The 18,768-nt window shown below is 38.2% G+C and carries 11 protein-coding genes; 8 read left to right on the top strand and 3 right to left on the bottom strand.

What is annotated here, in order from left to right; all coding sequences use genetic code 11:
* Nucleotides 1-240, bottom strand: a 240-nt coding sequence (locus tag E4F24_RS13875; protein WP_216629113.1) for a hypothetical protein, incomplete at its 3' end; no start/stop codon positions are given.
* Between the two features lie 2 nt (nt 241-242).
* Between E4F24_RS13875 and E4F24_RS01775 the strand changes: the two genes are divergently transcribed.
* The 5 genes from E4F24_RS01775 (at nt 243) to E4F24_RS01755 (ending at nt 8,693) form a co-directional block, all read left to right on the top strand.
* A complete protein-coding gene (locus tag E4F24_RS01775; protein ID WP_140936888.1) occupies nt 243-1,307 on the top strand; it encodes an efflux RND transporter periplasmic adaptor subunit in 1,065 nt (354 codons plus the stop codon).
* Nucleotides 1,308-1,316: 9 nt separating this feature from the next.
* Entirely contained in the window at nt 1,317-4,394 is a 3,078-nt protein-coding gene (locus tag E4F24_RS01770; RefSeq protein WP_140936887.1) for an efflux RND transporter permease subunit, read from the top strand.
* 1 nt (nt 4,395) lies between these two features.
* A complete protein-coding gene (locus tag E4F24_RS01765) occupies nt 4,396-5,700 on the top strand; it encodes a TolC family protein (protein ID WP_140936886.1) in 1,305 nt (434 codons plus the stop codon).
* A 292-nt stretch (nt 5,701-5,992) separates the two neighbouring features.
* On the top strand, nt 5,993-7,414 hold the full coding sequence (locus E4F24_RS01760) for a Gfo/Idh/MocA family protein (RefSeq protein WP_140936885.1): 1,422 nt from the start codon (nt 5,993-5,995) through the stop codon (nt 7,412-7,414).
* Nucleotides 7,415-7,616: 202 nt separating this feature from the next.
* Nucleotides 7,617-8,693: a formylglycine-generating enzyme family protein gene (locus tag E4F24_RS01755; protein WP_140936884.1), complete on the top strand. Its 1,077-nt coding sequence runs from the start codon at nt 7,617-7,619 to the stop codon at nt 8,691-8,693.
* 41 nt (nt 8,694-8,734) lie between these two features.
* Here the strand turns inward: E4F24_RS01755 and carB are convergent, their stop codons facing one another.
* The gene (carB, locus tag E4F24_RS01750; protein WP_140936883.1) at nt 8,735-11,554 is read right to left on the bottom strand and encodes a carbamoyl-phosphate synthase large subunit; all 2,820 of its coding nucleotides are present in this window, start codon (nt 11,552-11,554) and stop codon (nt 8,735-8,737) included.
* A 314-nt stretch (nt 11,555-11,868) separates the two neighbouring features.
* On the opposite strand from carB, the gene E4F24_RS01745 reads away from it, so the two are divergent.
* A complete protein-coding gene (locus E4F24_RS01745) occupies nt 11,869-12,366 on the top strand; it encodes a hypothetical protein (RefSeq protein ID WP_140936882.1) in 498 nt (165 codons plus the stop codon).
* A gap of 89 nt (nt 12,367-12,455) precedes the next feature.
* Here the strand turns inward: E4F24_RS01745 and E4F24_RS01740 are convergent, their stop codons facing one another.
* Nucleotides 12,456-14,417, bottom strand: coding sequence for a DUF3857 domain-containing protein (locus E4F24_RS01740; protein WP_140936881.1), 1,962 nt, complete (start codon nt 14,415-14,417; stop codon nt 12,456-12,458).
* Nucleotides 14,418-14,640: 223 nt separating this feature from the next.
* On the opposite strand from E4F24_RS01740, the gene glmS reads away from it, so the two are divergent.
* A complete protein-coding gene (gene glmS, locus E4F24_RS01735) occupies nt 14,641-16,482 on the top strand; it encodes a glutamine--fructose-6-phosphate transaminase (isomerizing) (RefSeq protein ID WP_140936880.1) in 1,842 nt (613 codons plus the stop codon).
* Nucleotides 16,483-16,492: 10 nt separating this feature from the next.
* Complete coding sequence (locus E4F24_RS01730) at nt 16,493-18,667, top strand: DUF4954 family protein (RefSeq protein ID WP_235891133.1); 2,175 nt, start codon at nt 16,493-16,495, stop codon at nt 18,665-18,667.
* Nucleotides 18,668-18,768: the final 101 nt, after the last annotated feature.

The raw sequence follows: 18,768 nt of genomic DNA, 5'->3' as shown, positions 1-18,768 counted from the left end.
CAAGCCCGCCAGAGCCGATGGTATTGCCGTAACAGGTGGGAGAGTAGGTCGGTGCCTTTTTTTATACAGAGCCCTTGCTGGAAACAGTAAGGGCTCTTTTTTTTTGTTATCTGCTATTATAATAATAATATTACATAAAGTTGTCTGTTTTTTTTCTACTTTACATAGGAATTTGATAGGTAGCAATCTATTTAAATCTCTCTTTGTTACTGTTTCATATTTTAATAATATTCTACACATACATGAAAAGGAAAACCATTATATTTCTTGTTTTAATTGTTCTTGTTGTTGGAAGTCTAGTTTTATATCGAGTAACTACAAATACTAAAAAGGATAAAGAACGTATTGCTAATATAGCTAGGGGACGTGTGCAAGCAAAGGTGTTTGGCAAGGTAATACTGGGAAGACCCTTTTCAGACCATTTGTCGCTGTCCGGTTCTATTGAGCCTAATGAACTTGTCGACCTGCGTTCGGAAGTCTCCGGAATTGTGGAATCTATACACTTTTCGGAAGGAGGACAGGTTTCTGCCGGTCAAGTATTGATCAGAATTAGCGATGTGGAATTGAAGGCGCAGCTTTCGCAAGCGGTTACGCGAAATAGCTTGGCCGGTGAAAATGCAAGAAGAGCTCAATTGCTATTGGAGAAGGAAGCAATTAGTCAGGAGGAGTATGATATTGCCAGTGCGGATTACCGTACGGCTCAAGCGCAAATTCAAGTAATAGAGGCCCAACTGGCTAAGACGGTCATAAAAGCTCCTTTTTCGGGTACGATCGGATTAAGGAATATTTCCAAAGGTAGTTATATCACTCCTACAACTAGTATCGCCCAATTGGTAAATACAGATAGGGTAAAGGTTTTGTTTTCTATTCCGGAGAAATATGTAGGGATGGTGAAGCATAATAACAATATTAAATTTAACGTTCAAGGAACTAAGGAAGAGTATACCGCTACAGTGTATGCTATTGAACCCATTGTAGAAGCTACGACACGTACGCTTCAGGTAAAAGCAATTGCAGATAATTCTACCCGGCGACTAATTCCCGGGACATTTACAAATATTATTTTTCCTTTAGCAATCGTTGAGAAAGGGTTGTTGGTGCCTGCAGAGGCACTGATTCCGATACAAAATGGTAAAAAAGTATTTTTACTAAAAGATGGAAAGGCTTTTGAATCTCTTGTAGAAACAGGTGCAAGAACGGAAGATGATGTATTGATTTTATCGGGAATTGAAGAGGGTGATACCGTACTCACATCAGGGATGATGTCCTTGCGAAATGGAAATTCTGTTCAAGTTACTTTACGTTAATTTCAAAATATGAGTTTATCTACGTTAAGTATTAAACGGCCGGTTTTGACTATTGTGTTAAACTTAATGCTCATTTTGTTTGGCATTATCGGATACGTTTTTTTGGGTGTTCGCGAGTATCCTTCTATTGATCCGGCTCAAATTTCTGTGCGAACAAGTTACGCGGGGGCCAATGCTGAGATTATAGAATCCCAGATTACAGAGCCGCTTGAAAAAGCGATTAATTCGATTGATGGCATTCGAAATATTTCTTCTTCTAGTAATCAAGGGACCAGTAACATTACGATAGAGTTTAATCTTGGTAAAAATTTGGAAGAAGCCGCTAATGATGTGAGAGATAAAGTGTCGCAAGCACAGCGCAGTCTACCGCAGGACATTGATGCGGCATCTGTCGTTTCAAAAGCAGATGCAGATTCTGAACCTATTATTATCATGACAGCGCAAAGTAGTACCAAAAATGTTCTTGAGCTATCTGATTACGCCGAAAATATTATTGCGCAGCGACTACAGACTATACCGGGGGTAAGTTCTGTACAAATTTGGGGGCAAAAAAAATATGCCATGCGTTTATGGATAGATCCTGTACGGCTCGCATCCTATGGTCTTACGATTTTGGATGTAAGAAATGCGCTAAATGCACAGAATGTTGAATTACCGTCTGGTAAGTTGACGGGTTCAAATACTGAATTGGCGGTGAAAACGATTGGTAATCTTGAGAACGAAAATGAGTTTAATAATATTATAGTTCGATCTGACGCGGATAAGATTGTACGTTTAAGCGATATAGGCAGTGCTGCCCTGGAAGCGGAAAACTTCGAAACCAAGATGTCTGATTCTGGATTTCCAATGGTAAGTTTAGCTATTGTCCCACAACCAGGTACCAATTATTTGGACATTGCGAATAGTTTCTATACCGAATTCGAAAAGCTAGAGAATGATTTGCCGGAGGGCTTTGATTTAAATGTAGCAATCGATAACACCCTATTTGTTAAGAAAGCAATATTGGAAGTGGTCGAAACACTGCTAATATCTGTAACATTGGTTGTACTCATTATATTCCTGTTTTTTAGAAACTGGTCTATTGCTTTTCGCCCATTGGTAGATATCCCTGTGTCGCTCATTGCGACCTTTTTTATCATGTACTTATGTGGTTTCTCAATTAATGTGTTGACACTATTGGCTATCGTTTTGGCTACAGGGTTGGTGGTGGATGATGGTATTGTGGTCACCGAAAACATTTTCAAGAAAGTGGAAGAGGGGATGTCTCCCATTCAGGCAGCAATAAAGGGTTCTAATGAAATATTTTTTGCTGTTATCTCGATTTCTATTACCCTGGCAGCGGTTTTTTTACCTGTTGTTTTTTTAGAGGGATTTGTTGGCAGGCTATTTCGTGAATTTGGAATTGTGATAGGTTCTGCGGTGCTTATTTCAGCTTTTGTCTCGCTGACTTTGACACCTATGTTAAATGCGTATTTAATGAAAGGCGGAGAACAGAAAAAATCTAAATTCTACATGCAGACCGAACGGTATTTTGAGATGATGAATAGAGAGTATGCCGATTCTCTCCAACGCTTTTTGAGAATCAAATGGTTAAGTATAGCCGTGGTTGCAGGTTGTTTTTTGCTTATCTATTTATTTTTTCAGTTATTGCCGAAGGAAACTGCTCCGTATGACGATAGAAGTTATGTAAGTTTAAGAGTTACTGCTCCCGAGGGGGTTTCCTACGATTATATGGATCGTTTCATGACAGATTTAACGCTCCTTATCAACGATTCGGTACCTGAACGAAAAGTAAGTTTAGTCATTACCTCACCTGGTTTTGGTTCTGCTTCTTCGAATAGCGGTATTGTACGGTTAGGTCTGGCACAACCGAATGAGAGAGAACGTTCACAAGGAGAAATTGCGGATTATTTGTCTCGCATTACACAGCCATATTCAGAGGCACGTGTTTCGGTATCACAACAGCCTACAATTTCAGTAAATAGACGCGGAGGATTACCAATACAATATATTATTCAAGCTCCTAATTTCAGTAAGCTCGAAGAGAAAATTCCAGAATTTATGGAAGAATTATCTAAAGACCGAACATTTTCCATTGTAGATGTTAATTTGAAATTTAATAAACCCGAAGTGTATGTTACCATTGATAGGGATAAAGCTCAATCAATGGGCGTTTCTGTTTTGGATGTGGCTCAGACCTTGCAAATGTCTCTTTCCGGACAGCGGTTTGGTTATTTTATGATGAATGGCAAACAGTATCAGGTAATGGGGCAGTTCGATAAGCAGGACAGGTCGACACCTATGGATCTGGCCTCTATTTTTGTTAAAAGTAAAAACGGACAGTTGATTCAGTTGGATAATATAGTGGAGATAGAGGAAAGAAGTAGTCCGCCTCAATTGTATCATAATAATCGATATATGTCTGCTACTGTTTCAGCCGGATTGGCTCCGGGTAGAAGCATGGGTGAAGGTATAGAAGCCATGAATGCTGTTAAAGAACGGGTATTGGATGCCAGTTTTACAACGGATTTAGGGGGTGAATCCCGCGATTTTGTGGAGAGCAGTTCGAATACAACGTTCGCATTTGGATTAGCGGTATTATTGATATTCCTGATTCTTGCAGCGCAGTTCGAAAGTTTTGTTGATCCTGTTATTATCCTGCTTACGGTGCCTATGGCTGTTGCGGGAGCCTTGTTTTCATTGTGGCTTTTTGATCAATCCTGGAATATTTTTAGTCAGATCGGTACTATTATGTTGATCGGATTGGTAACGAAGAATGGAATTTTGATTGTTGAGTTTGCTAACCAACTGCGCGATGAAGGTTTGGATAAATATAATGCCGTAATGCAAGCTTCAGAATCTCGATTGCGTCCTATATTAATGACTTCGCTGGCTATCGCGTTGGGGGCATTACCTATCGCTTTATCATTAGGTGCGGCCTCTACAAGCAGAATTGGAATGGGGGTTGTTATTGTAGGAGGGACCTTATTTGCGTTGGTTTTGACACTTTTTGTGATTCCTGCATTTTATTTGTTGATGTCTAGAAAGAGAAAGCACCGACCTGAATTTGATAACATAGAAGATTAAGATGAATAGAGTTATAGGTTTTATATTTTTACTTTTCATTCATTCTTTAGGATTGAAGGGACAAGAAATATTGACAGTAAAGGAAGCTGTAGAAATAGCGTTGGAAAACAATTATGATATTCGACTTTCTAAAAACAATTTTTTAATTGCTCAAGAAAATGTTTCCTATGGGAATGCAGGGATGTTACCTTCGGTTGTCGGCAATTTTACCCAGAATAATAGTCTCCAAAACTCTAGTCAGGTCCAAGCTACAGGAGATACGCGCTCTTTAAATAATGCCAAAAATAATAGCATGAATTATGGAGTAAGTATAGGGTGGACTATTTTTGACGGGTTGGGAATGTTTTCAAGATACGATCAACTGAGGGAATTGGAAAAGCAAGGTGATTTTCAGCTTAAGAAAGTCATTTTAACGCGTGTGTCTGATGTCATTGCAACATACTATACCCTTGTTGAGCAACAAAATTTGTTAAGTGCAATAGATTCAAGTATTACTATTTCTAAAGAGAGGTTGCAGACAGCTGAGAATAGGTTTTCTATTGGTAAGGTTTCCCGGTTGGAGGTGTTGAATGTGCAGGTGAATTTGAATGAAGATGAATCAAATCGATTGAGACAGGCTGATGTGGTGAAAAATTTAAAAATCAATCTGAATAGTCTTTTGACACGTGATCTGATGACAGATTTTGCTGTCGTATCCGAATTTGATTTTGATGAAGGTTTGCAGTTAGCAGAATTATTCGACCAAGCAAGGAAGCAAAATCCAGATTTGCAGATCATCTCAATTAATAAAAGGATTGCTGAACTGGAATTAAAAAATGTGCGGTCGAATCGTTATCCTACAGTGCGATTAAATACAGGATATAACTTTTCAGAATCTGAATCCAGTTTAGGTTTCGTGTCAAGTTCTAGCTCTAGAGGACTGACATACGGTATAACGGCATCTATTAATATCTTTGATGGGTTTAATCAGCGCCGAAATGAGCGTGTTGCCAAGATCCAAGTCGACAATGCGGGCCTGATGATAGGACAGCAGAAGCTTCTTGTTGAAACGTCAATAGCTACGGCCTATCAAACGTATCAAACGAATATGGCTTTGGTGGTACTGGAAGAAAAGAATGAAAAAATCGCTCGACAAAATCTGGATATTACACTTGAAAAGTACCGAATTGGCACCATTAGTACAGTAGAGTTTAGAGATGCTCAAGAAAATTTCATAAATGCGGTATCGCGATTTAATTCTGCGAAATTACAGGCTAAGTTGTCGGAAGTGGCTATAAAAGAGCTTATTGGGCAGGTAGCACTATAGCGTCTGTTAATTTTGTTATAACTAGTTGGTTACACAAACGTTTTCGTATTTTACACAAACGTTTGCGTTTACTTTTTATTTTTTATTATAATTTTTTAGGATTATTATTGTGATAGATAAGCGGGTAAGTACGCTTGTTGATAACCAATAGCCTTTAAAAATAAAAAATTGGTTATTCCTTAATAGACTGTTTAGTTTGTTTTAAAATAGGTGATTTTAGAGGGGGCTTTTGTCCCCTTTAATGTTTCAACAGTAAACCATAATATTGAAAAAAATTCCTTAATATTGATATATGAGTTCAGATAGAAGAGATTTTATTAAGAAAGTATCCCTACTTTCAAGTGTGGCAATTACATTGCCTTCGATCGGTATGGAAGCACAAGCGGCTCCGAGGTTTAACATGTCAGGGTACAGAGCTCCTAAGTTAGACAAAGTGCGTATCGCCTTTGTTGGTCTGGGAAATCGTGGTACAGGTGCCGTGGATCGTTATACCTATATAGAGGGAGTAGAAATTGTTGCTTTATGTGATCGTCATGAAGACCGTGTAACAAAGCATCAAAATTTTGTGACTAATAAAGGCTTTGAGAAGCCTAAAGGTTTCTCAGGTGATAATGGCTGGCAAGCTATGTTGCAAGAAGTGGAAATAGATTTGTTATATATTTGTACTCCTTGGGATTTACATACCGTGATGGCTATAGAAGGAATGAAGGCTGGCGCTCACGTAGCTTGTGAAGTTCCTATTGCATTGACGGTAAAAGATTGTTGGGAAGTTGTGAAAGTGTCAGAAGCGACAAAGAAGCACTGCATGATGTTGGAGAATTGCTGTTATGATTTCTTCGAAATGTTGACATTGAAAATGGCTAGGGAAGGTGTATTGGGAGATATTATTCATGCAGAGGGGGCTTATATCCACGATTTATTAGATTTAAATTTCAGTAAGACCTATTACGATGATTTCTGGAGATTAAAAGAGAACATCCGTCTCAATGGAAATTTATATCCTACACATGGTATAGGTCCGGTTGCACAATGTATGAATATTAACCGAGGAGATGTGATGTCATCGTTAGTCGCTATGCAAACTGATGATTTTCACATGGCAGATACAGCACGTGAATTGGCAGCCAAAGATGCTACATTTCAGCAATTTGTTGGAAAAAAATTCCGAGGTAATATGAATACTACGTTAATTCGCACAGAAAAAGGAAAAACCATCATGATTCAACATGATGTTACCTCTCCACGACCTTATTCTAGAATCCACTTATTAAGCGGAACAAAAGGATTTGCAGAGAAGTATCCAACACAAGGGATCTCGTTAAAGAGTTATAAAAGCGGACATTCATTTTTACCAGAGGATAAAGTCGAAGAATTGCGTGAGAAATATACACCTGAATTAGTGAAGTTCATCGGAGAGCAGGCTAAGAAAGTAGGTGGTCACGGGGGTATGGACTTTATGATGGATTGGAGATTGGTCGATTGTCTGCGTAATGGATTACCTCTGGATCAAGATGTGTACGATGCAGCAGCATGGAGTGCAATCGTTCCTTTAAGCGCGGAGTCTGTGGGTAAGAATTGTAAAACAGTTACTTTCCCTGATTTTACAAAAGGTGCTTGGAGATCTAATACCCCGGTAGATCTTACATTGAATGGTGGCGGAAATACTAAGATTCGCCCGAAAGTGGATAAAGATGCAAAGCAATTAAACGTTTAATGTAATTTATTACATATCGGAGCCCAACTTTTAGTTGGGCTTTTTCGTTGGTTTTACTTATTTTTAGAATTCTCATCTAATAAGCATGTGATGCCAACATCATCAACGTGATCATTACGTAGTATATCCGTGATTACTTTGATGATGAAAGTTATTCATGTCTGCCATGTAGGCATCTGAGAGTTAAAACAAAAAATAATATATGAAAGCTCTATTTTACGTTGCTCTTCTTTCATTAAGTCTAGTAGGATGTAATGTAAGCACCTCAAATAATAAGGTTAATGCCAACGATTTGGATAGTATGGTGACATGTGCCCGTGTAATTCCGAGTCGTTTTTCTGGTTTATCGACAGATTCTCTCACTTATATTTCTGGTGAAGATAACGTAAAAATGGTATTGATTCCCGCTGGAGAATTTAGGATGGGATCTACTAGTTTCGATGATGCACAACCTCTTCATGATGTGGAACTCAGTGCTTTTTGGATGGACGAACATGAGGTTACCAATGCGCAATTTAAAGCTTTTGTAGAAGCAACGGGATATATTACTATAGCCGAACGTCCTTTGAACCCGTCAGATTTTCCTGGTGTTGATCCAAGTATGTTGGTTCCGGGGTCAGCGGTTTTCAGGGCACCCAAGAATATTCAGGGATTAAATAATTATTTGCAGTGGTGGGAATATGTGCCCGATGCAAACTGGAGACAGCCGGAAGGTCCTAATAGTTCTATAATAGGAAAAGAAAACCATCCGGTTACCCAACTTGCATATCAGGATGCGGAGGAATATGCTAAATGGGCAGGAAAGCGTCTTCCAACGGAAGCGGAATGGGAATATGCGGCGAAAGCAGGAAGACACGAAAATGAAACCTATTATTGGGGAAATGAAAAGAAGGAAGATGGAAAGTGGTTGGCTAATATATACCAAGGTGAGTTTCCGATGCACAATACAAAAGAAGATGGGTATGAAACTACTGCTCCGGTAAAAAGTTTTCCGGCTAATGCTGTTGGGTTATATGATATGGAAGGAAATGTTTGGGAATGGTGTGCTGATCTGTATCGCCCGGATTACTATGCGAACAGTCCGAAGCGAAATCCCACAGGTCCATCAGACGCTTATGATCCACAGGAACCCGGAGCCATAAAGCGTGTACAACGGGGTGGCTCTTTCTTGTGTAATGATCAATATTGTGAACGCTATAAGGCGGGAAGCAGAGGGAAGGGAGAGGTGAATAGTCCGACTAATAATGTTGGTTTTAGATGCGTAAAAGATATAAAATAAAAGAAGCCCGCACTTTATAAAAGCAGCGGGCTTCTTTTATTTTACTGTGCATTCAAGAACATGGATTTCTTTGATACCAACTCTCTGAAATAAGGGTCTTGTAAATCTTTGATAAAGCGTATTGCTTCACCTGTAGATTTCATTTCGGGACCTAATTGTTTGTCGACTTCAGGGAATTTGGAGAACGAGAATACCGGCTCTTTGATCGCCCAGCCTTCTAGTTTGCGTTCAATTTTGAAATCTTTTAATTTATTTGCTCCCAACATTACCTTGGTCGCGATGTTGATGTATGGTACATCGTATGCTTTAGCGATGAAAGGGACGGTACGTGAAGCACGTGGGTTCGCTTCTATAACGTATACGTTTTCATTCTTGATGGCGAATTGAATGTTCAATAGACCTCTAACGTTTAATGCCTGTGCTAATTTTACGGAATATTCTTCCATCTTAGCCTGTACGTTGTCCGATAAACTAAATGGAGGTAATACCGCGGATGAATCTCCGGAATGTATACCTGCAGGTTCTATATGTTCCATCATACCAATGATGTGTACATCATCCCCATCGCTTATAGAATCGGATTCTGCTTCTTCGGCACGATCGAGGAAGTGGTCAATCAGGATTTGGTTTCCAGGAAGACTTTTTAATAGGTTGACAACCGCTTTTTCTAAATCTTCGTCATTAATAACGATACTCATTCCTTGTCCACCTAATACATAGGAAGGACGTACTAATACAGGGTACCCGACTTCATTTGCTACGCGAATGGCTTCTTCCGCAGAAGTAGCAACACCATATTTCGGATAAGGAATGTTCAGTTCTTTTAATAGATCAGAGAAGCGACCGCGGTCTTCCGCTAAATCCATGTCTGAAAACGAAGTGCCAATGATTTTAACGCCTAATTCTTCTAAACGTTCGGCCATTTTTAATGCTGTCTGTCCTCCCAATTGAACGATTACACCTTCTGGTTTCTCTAATTCAATGATTTCACGGACATGCTCCCAAAATACAGGTTCAAAATATAATTTATCAGCCATATTGAAATCTGTTGAAACAGTTTCAGGGTTACAGTTTACCATGATGGCTTCATAACCACATTCTTTAGCTGCCAATAGACCATGTACACAAGAATAATCAAACTCAATCCCTTGTCCGATACGATTTGGTCCAGATCCCAATACGATAATTTTCTTTTTGTCAGAAGCTATCGATTCATTTTCGTCTTCGAAAGTAGAATAATAATAAGGGGTTTGTGCTTGAAATTCTGCCGCACAGGTATCTACCATTTTATAAACTCGGTTAATACCCAATTCTTTACGTCGATCGTACACTTGATCTTCGGTAACGTTACCTAAAATCCAGGAAATCTGTGCGTCTGAATAACCTTTTTGTTTTAAGGTCATAAAGAAATCACGCGGAATATTATTTAATTGATAACGGCGTAGCTCAGTCTCTAACGCAACCAGCTCCTGAATTTGAATTAGAAACCACTTGTCAATTAAAGTAGCTTTACGGATAGATTCTAATGGAACTCCTAATTCAAAAGCATCTTTGATATGGAATAAGCGATCGGCACTTGGATGCTCTAAGCTGTCCATTATTTCATCCAGGTTGCGTAATTGTCGACCATCAGCGCCTAATCCCCAACGTCCTGTTTCCAGGGATTGGGCGGCTTTTTGCAAGGCTTCGATGAATGTACGGCCTATCGCCATTACTTCACCAACAGCCTTCATCTGTAGTCCTAATTCTTTATTTGCACCTTTGAATTTGTCAAAGTTAAAACGTGGAACTTTGACAATTACATAATCTAACGTAGGTTCGAAATATGCGGAAGTTGTTTTTGTAATTTGATTCTGAAGTTCATCCAGATTGTATCCTATTGCCAATTTAGCTGCAATTTTAGCGATTGGATATCCAGTTGCTTTGGAAGCTAGGGCAGAGGAACGTGAAACGCGTGGGTTGATCTCGATTGCTATTATTTCTTCATTCTCCGGATTTACGGAAAATTGGACGTTACATCCTCCTGCAAAATTACCGATAGAACGCATCATCTTAATTGCTTGGTTACGCATATCTTGGTAACACTTGTCAGAGAGTGTCATGCCAGGTGCTACCGTAATGGAGTCACCGGTATGAATACCCATTGGGTCAAAATTTTCTATCGTACAGATGATGATGACGTTGTCATTGGTGTCACGCAGCAATTCTAATTCGAATTCTTTCCAGCCTAAAACAGCTTGTTCAACTAATACTTCATGTGTCGGAGAAGCGTGTAAACCTCTGTTAAGAGCGGCATCAAATTCTTCCTTTTTGTGTACAAACCCGCCTCCTGTACCTGCAAGCGTGTAAGATGGACGAATAACTAACGGAAATCCAATTTCTTGAGCGGCTTCTTTTCCTTCCAAAAAAGAATTGGCAATTTTTGAATGAGCTACACCAACACCAATATCAACCATGAGCTGACGGAATTCTTCACGGTTTTCTGTTTTCTCTATGGCCGCTACATCAACACCTATTACCTTAACATTGTATTTTTCCCAAAGACCAAGATTCGAAGCTTCAATACATAAATTCAATGCCGTTTGACCACCCATAGTAGGTAGTACAGCATCAATCTGTTGTTCCTGAAGAATTTGTTCTATACTCTCGCAAGTCAGCGGTAGTAAATACACATGATCTGCAACGATGTTGTCAGTCATGATAGTTGCAGGATTGGAATTAATGATAGAAACTCTGATGCCTTCTTCTTTTAGGGAAAGAGCAGCTTGAGATCCTGAATAATCAAATTCACACGCTTGTCCGATTACAATAGGACCAGATCCTATAATTAATACGGAGTTGATGGAGGTGTTTTTTGGCATTATTTTTCTAATTCAAAAAGTTAAAATACGAATTGTAGTAACTAAACAAAGCAATGAAAAATGCCTTAAAAAGAGGAGTATTCCGACTGCTTTGTCGGAGTGCAAAGTTACACTTTTTATTTAATAAATCGATATAATTATTAAAAGTTTAAAGTAAATTATTCCATATGCTTATTTAGATTTTTAATAGTTTCTCAGGTATTAAGAAAAACGATTAGTAAACAATAGTACCTTAATATTGATATTTATTGAAATACATGGTATGGTTTTTGTATACTCATGTAATTAATATGTTTAACTTTAAATAAATGTTTATGAAAAAAATTACTTTACTATTAGCAGTTGTCCTCTTTGTAAGCAGTTCCTTTGCGCAGGATTACAAAAATTCCATTGGTATTCGTTTGGGATCTGGACATTATGATGTAGCAGCCGTTGCATTTAAGACATTTATTACGCAACCCGGTGCCTTAGAATTTGATTTGGGGGTTCGTCCACATTCAAGAGGCAATAACGATTGGGTAAACCTTTCTTTTTCGGGAACTTATCAACATCATTTTCCTATAGGTGATATTCAAGGATTTAAATGGTTTGTCGGGGGTGGAGTGATCTTGTCAAACACATTTTCGGATTATGAAGATTCTAAAGGATTCAGTGCAGGAATCTATCCTACCGGTGGCGTGGATTACAAATTGAAGAATGCACCTTTTGCATTTTCTGCCGATATTCGCCCTACCATCCATGTTGTGAATGGTGCAGGATATTACAACGGCTTCTACGCTAACGGCGGAGTAACAGCTCGTTATACTTTCTAGGATATTAGATAAAGTACTTTTACAACAGAAAAGCCGCTCGATGCGGCTTTTCTGTTGTAAAATGATCTGACTGGATAAGAAATGGCCCATCAAATCTTTTGAAGACTAATATCCAGCTTTTGTGATTGTATAATCCTTGAAAAGAACTCTTTGAGAGAAAGATATTCGTCTGGCAAAAACATCGGTTTGTTAAGTTGCGAAAGTATCTGTATTTCCAAAGTATTATCTTTCGCATTAATATTGTAAATATAGCGGGCATCTCTATTGGGCAAGCTCATATTGACATTTGTCGGTTTTTCGACTAATTTATAGGATTCCGGTAATTTGATCACGAATTGAAAACTCTCCTCTAATTTTGAACCTAAGTCAACCGGATAACTTCTACTGTCTAAATTAAAGGGATTCTTGATCGTTTTACCGATAAAAAGTGGATTGAAGTTTATTCCCGTCTGGCTTTGTGTAGCAAAATTATCCACTTCGATTTCAAAATTTTCAATCAGAAATAAATCTGATTTATCTATATTTTCCATAGCGTTTGACAAAAACCGGATGTGTTCTGTTTTTTCTTCTAATTTTTCGAAGTATTCTTCTAATGAGTTATATTCTTTAAGCTCGTTTCTTTTGTTGAGGGCAGCATATCCGTATCGGTGGATTTGAAAGCCACCTTTAAGCTTGCCTTCTTCGGAAAGTTCCCCATTGAATATATGAGAAATGGATGAAGTATAGCTGGATTTTAGTTGTACCCAATCTGAATAATCTTTACTGATTAATCTACCTTGGAAATTAATACAACGGAGCGGGATCAGGCCAAATGGCAGGTTAGCATCGGTGGCATCAAGAAGATATTCTACACTATCAATTAGAGCATGTGCAATAACATAATTGTAATTGCTAATTGTAGGATGTGTAAACGAAGGCATCCCATTGCTTCTGGTAGACAGAATTACTGGAGACGCTTGTATATTAATAGCTTGCAGCGCATTTACCAAGCTTAGATTGATGTCGGCAACGTTTCCAGAGCGTTTTTCCAATGCATCTTTTATACCGTTTTTAGTAAACATTCCATTGGATTTATCCCAGATAATCTGCTTTTGTATATAGGTGTAGACTTTGATAGCATTCTCTAAATCTGAAAGGGTTTTATCTGTTATTTGTGCTAATAGGTCGGATTTAAAAATATTTCTTTTGCGTATTTCCTTACCAAAATTATCTGATTCTAAGAGTTGTTTTTGTACATCATCCCAAGATCTGGAGAAGTTATGCGAAGGACCAAATGGGATACTGTATCTCGCCAATTCAAATGTCAGGATAGATTTGTAGTTTTCGGCTGATGTCATATAATCTTCTTCAACAAAAGCCGGAACATTTTCCATAATGTAATATGTTTTCTGGCCGTTGATTACTCCCACTGAAGATTCCATCTTCGTATCATAGGCTTCTTGTTTTCTTCTCGTTAAGCCGTTGCCACCTTTTAAGTTAACATTATAGACACATATTTCCGGTATTTCTGTTACAAATTCGGAGTATATTTTTGGGATATCAGATTGGAAACTCCATGATTCTAAGTTGTATAGGAAAGGCGACTGTACGCTATATCTAAGTTCGATAATAGATCCCTCCCGGACATTGGTGAACGCAATTTTCGAAGTATTTAAATTGTCTGATGTTTTTTCGGTAATGATGCTACTTTTGGGTAGATCCGTTTCTTCTATTTTTCCATTTACAATATTATAGGTAACACCTTTTATTGACTCTATGTTTTCTTTCTGTGTCCCAGATCTGTAAAGAGGAATCGAAAAATTAGCTTTATCAAGTCCGTCATTTTTTAAAATCTGAATTTTTGTATGGTAATAATATCGTAACATGAGTTCACCTTGGTGCGAGAGTTCGATACCTCCTTTTCCATATTCTCTCAGAACTACTGCCTTTGCAGCAGAATCGATCTCATTTTTTTGAAAATCGGTTATACTAATTTTTCCAAATGAAAAGTCTTGCGCGAAGCTTATGGAAATAGTACTAAATAAAATTGTTAAAACAAGCACGCGGAGCATGAGTGGTTAATTATAATAAGGGTTAATAAATAAAATTACGGTTGTTTAAAGATATGTATTTTCAAAATTAAGTGCAAATTATTTTTATGTCAGGCTATATCGGGATGTAGAATCAAGATGATTATAGGTGGGATATTTATGAATAATTAACAGATCAATCGATTGTGTATTTAATTTTTTACATATATTTGATCCTCCTATTAATTAAAATTAAATTGAATCTATGTGTGGAATAGTAGGCTACGTAGGTAGCAAGCAAGCTTATCCTATAATCGTCGATGGCTTAAAAAAGTTAGAATATAGAGGTTACGATAGCGCGGGTGTTGCATTATGGTCGGCTCACAAAATAAATGTTTTTAAGAAAGAGGGTAAGGTCGCCGCTCTGGAAGAGTTTGTTGAAAATCAAAATGTAGTCTCTACAGTAGGCATAGGGCATACGAGGTGGGCGACACATGGTGAGCCGAGTGATCGAAATGCGCATCCGCATTATTCTAAGTCAGAAAATATTGCGATGATCCATAATGGTATCATCGAAAATTATGCTTCGCTGAAAATAGAATTAATTAAAAAAGGCTACGAATTTAAAAGTGATACGGATTCTGAAGTCCTTGTCAACTTCATTGAAGATATTAAACTCAATAACAATTGTACACTGGAAGAAGCGGTAAGAATCGCATTAAAACGGGTAACCGGTGCCTATGTAATTCTTTTGATTGATAAAGATCTTCCAGATACCATTATTGCCGCGCGTAAGGGTTCTCCCTTAGTTATAGGTATTGGTGATCATGAGCATTTTTTAGGATCTGACGCTTCTCCAATGTTAGCATACACCAAAGAAGTCGTGTACATCAATGATTATGAGCTGGCGATTGTTAAACCAGATGAATTAATTCTTAAAAATTTGGGTAATGAGCGTGTAACTCCTTTTGTTCAAAAGTTAGACCTTGATCTGGCCGCTATCGAAAAGGGAGGGTATGATCATTTTATGCTAAAGGAAATCTTTGAGCAACCACAAACTATTTATGATTCGTTTCGAGGTCGATTGGATGTGGAACACAATACCATTGCACTTAGTGGATTGGATAATATTAAGGATAAGCTGATGGCGGCCCGTCGTATCATTATAGTAGCCTGTGGTACGAGCTGGCATGCCGGCTTACTGGCAGAATATATTATCGAGGAATTGTGCAGGGTAAATGTTGAAGTGGAATACGCTTCTGAGTTTAGGTACCGAAATCCAATTATTACTTCAGAAGATGTTATTATTGCGATTTCACAGAGTGGGGAAACCGCGGATACACTGGTCGCTTTGGAAAATGCGAAGAAGCAAGGTGCGACTATCTTTGGACTTGTCAACGTGGTGGGATCATCAATCGCCCGGATTTCAGATGCAGGAGCCTATACACATGCCGGACCTGAAATAGGTGTAGCGAGTACCAAAGCTTTTACGGCTCAGCTAGCCGTATTGCAATTGTTTGCACTTAAATTAGCAAAACTTAAAAATACGATTTCGGAAGAAAGATATGTGCACTTACTCCATGAACTGAATGCCGTGCCTGAGAAAGTACAATGGATTTTAGAAAACGAATTGGAAAATATTAAAACCATAGCAATAAAGTATAAGGATGCGAATGATTTTTTATATTTAGGTAGAGGGTATAATTTTCCTATTGCATTAGAAGGGGCGCTGAAATTGAAGGAGATTTCTTATATCCATGCCGAAGGTTACCCAGCCGCCGAAATGAAACATGGGCCTATTGCTTTAGTAGATTCGAGTTTGCCTGTTGTATTTATAGCAACAAAGGATACATATCATGAGAAAATAGTAAGTAATATGCAGGAAATCAAAGCGCGTAAAGGCCGTTTGATTGCTGTAGCATCATTGGGCGATATGACAACATTGGAATTGGCGGAGGATACCATGATTGTTCCGGCCGCGGATGAGATCATTGCACCATTGTTATCTGTAATTCCTATGCAGTTGCTTGCTTATTATATTGGTATAGAGAGAGATTTAGATGTCGATAAACCGCGTAACCTAGCGAAATCTGTAACCGTAGAATAATAGGATGGGGATGTTTAAGAAAAGTAACTTAACAAGTTTGGGTTATGATTTTGTAAATCGTGAATATCTACGAGAGGGGGAAGATGAGTATACGCGACGATTTGAATGTCAGTTTAACTCACAGGAGTATCGTCATCTTACTGCTGCTGAAATAGATCTTCTTCATCACAATGGAAACTATTCTCCAAATTGGAGTGATGTACGTGTTACAGGCCAATTTATTCCCGAACAAATTCAAAATTCAAAATTTTACGGATTGGTTCGTATCGGTAATATGTCTCCTTCTTTTGTCGAATTTAGAGATCTAAAGTTGCCGGTTGGAATATATAATAGCCAGATTATTAGTAGCGATATTGGTAATGATGTTGCTATTCATCACGCTCGTTACTTATCCCATTTCATACTTGGAAATGAGGTGATGCTATCTTCTGTCAATGAAATGGAGACTAGTCCTACTGCTAAATTTGGTAATGGCATAGTAAAAGATGGAGAATCGGAGAGCCAACGCATTGTTTTAGAATTATGTAATGAAAATGGAGGTCGTTCAGTAATTCCTTTTGAGGGCATGCAGGCTGCTGATGCTTATCTTTGCACTCGATTTAGAGGGGACGATGTTTTACAACAACGTTTTTTAGAAATTACTGAAAACCAATTTAGCAAGAAAAGGGGATTCTATAGCACGATTGGGAATCGCACGGTAATCAAAAATTCCAATATCATTAAAGATGTGAAAATTGGTAGTCATGCCTATATTAAAGGTGTCAATAAGCTTAAGAATTTAACGATCAATTCGATTGAAGGTGCTTATACGCAGATAGGAGAGGGGTGTGAACTAGTAAACGGGATAATAGGTTATGGCTGCCGGGTTTTTTACGGTGTGAAAGCTGTCCGTTTTATTCTTTCTTCATTTTCACAACTAAAATACGGTGCGCGGCTGATTAACTCTTTCTTGGGCGACAATTCTACTATCTCCTGCTGTGAAGTGCTTAATTCGTTATTATTCCCCGCCCATGAACAACATCATAACAATTCTTTTCTGTGTGCATCCTTGGTGAAAGGGCAGAGTAATATGGCGGCGGGAGCTACCGTGGGATCAAATCACAATTCAAGAGGAGCTGACGGAGAGATTATTGCCGGAAGAGGTTTTTGGCCAGGGTTGTGTGTTAGCCTAAAGCATAATTCCAGGTTTGCTTCCTATACGTTAATCGTAAAAGGGGACTTTTTGCATGAATTAGATATCAGGATGCCATTTTCTTTGGTGAGCCATGATGTAGCTAATAATCAAGTTGTCATCGTACCGGGGTACTGGTTTCTGTATAACATGTATGCGTTAATGCGCAATACGAGTAAGTTTTTGAATCGGGATAAGCGTCAATTGAAAAATCAGTATTTAGAATATGATATTTTGGCTCCTGATACAGTGAACGAAATGTTCTCAGCGCTTAAAGAACTAGAATATGCAGTAGGGAAATCTCTTATACAAGAGTCACATGAGGCGGGCCAATTTTTCGAGAAAAAAGGAAAGGAACATCTAACTGATCCAGCGGTACGCTTTCAACACGAAATCCTGTTGGATAATGCAGAAGCCTCAAAAAGAAAGGTAGTGGTAGCAAAGGCTAAAGAAAGTTATTTGGTTTATAAGCGGATGATTGCTTATTATGCGGGTATGATGCTTATCGAGTATCTTTCTGAAAATTCAATTGAACAGCTGGAAGATTTATTGGTGCATTTGTCAGATTCCAAGCGGGAAGAGTTTGTAAACTTAGGTAGTCAATTGGTACTAAAGAAGGATTTGGATCTTCTATTGGAAAATATCAAATCCTGTCAGTACAATTCTTGGGAGGAAATCCATGATTATTATCACAAATTAAGTGCGAGTTATCCGTTAGAAAAATTGAAGCATGCTATAGCTTCTTATGCTGAATTGGAAAATCTTTCAACCGATAAATGGGACAGAGCTTTTATTAACACCTTAATTCAGAGTGCACTGGAGACTAAAAAGTGGATCAACGAAGAGATTTTGAAATCAAGATCCAAAGATTATGAAAACCAGTTTCGTAAAATGGTGTACGATTCGCAAGAAGAGATGGAGAAAGTGGTGGGTAAGTTGAGAGACAATGCTTTTATCAATCAGCAGGCGGACGAATTAACCTTGCTCGAATTTCAAATTGGACAGATTAAATGATAAACAAGTTCATAAGCTTTCTTCCTACGTATGAGATCTATATAGTTATAAAAAAACAACTCAATCCTAATATAAAAGTCGCCGAAAATGATAAATTTGTA

It is taken from the genome of Sphingobacterium lumbrici (assembly GCF_006476045.1).
Lineage (GTDB): Bacteria > Bacteroidota > Bacteroidia > Sphingobacteriales > Sphingobacteriaceae > Sphingobacterium > Sphingobacterium lumbrici.
The sequence above is the reverse complement of the archived record's forward strand: the minus strand, read 5'-3'. Positions and strand labels throughout refer to the sequence as shown.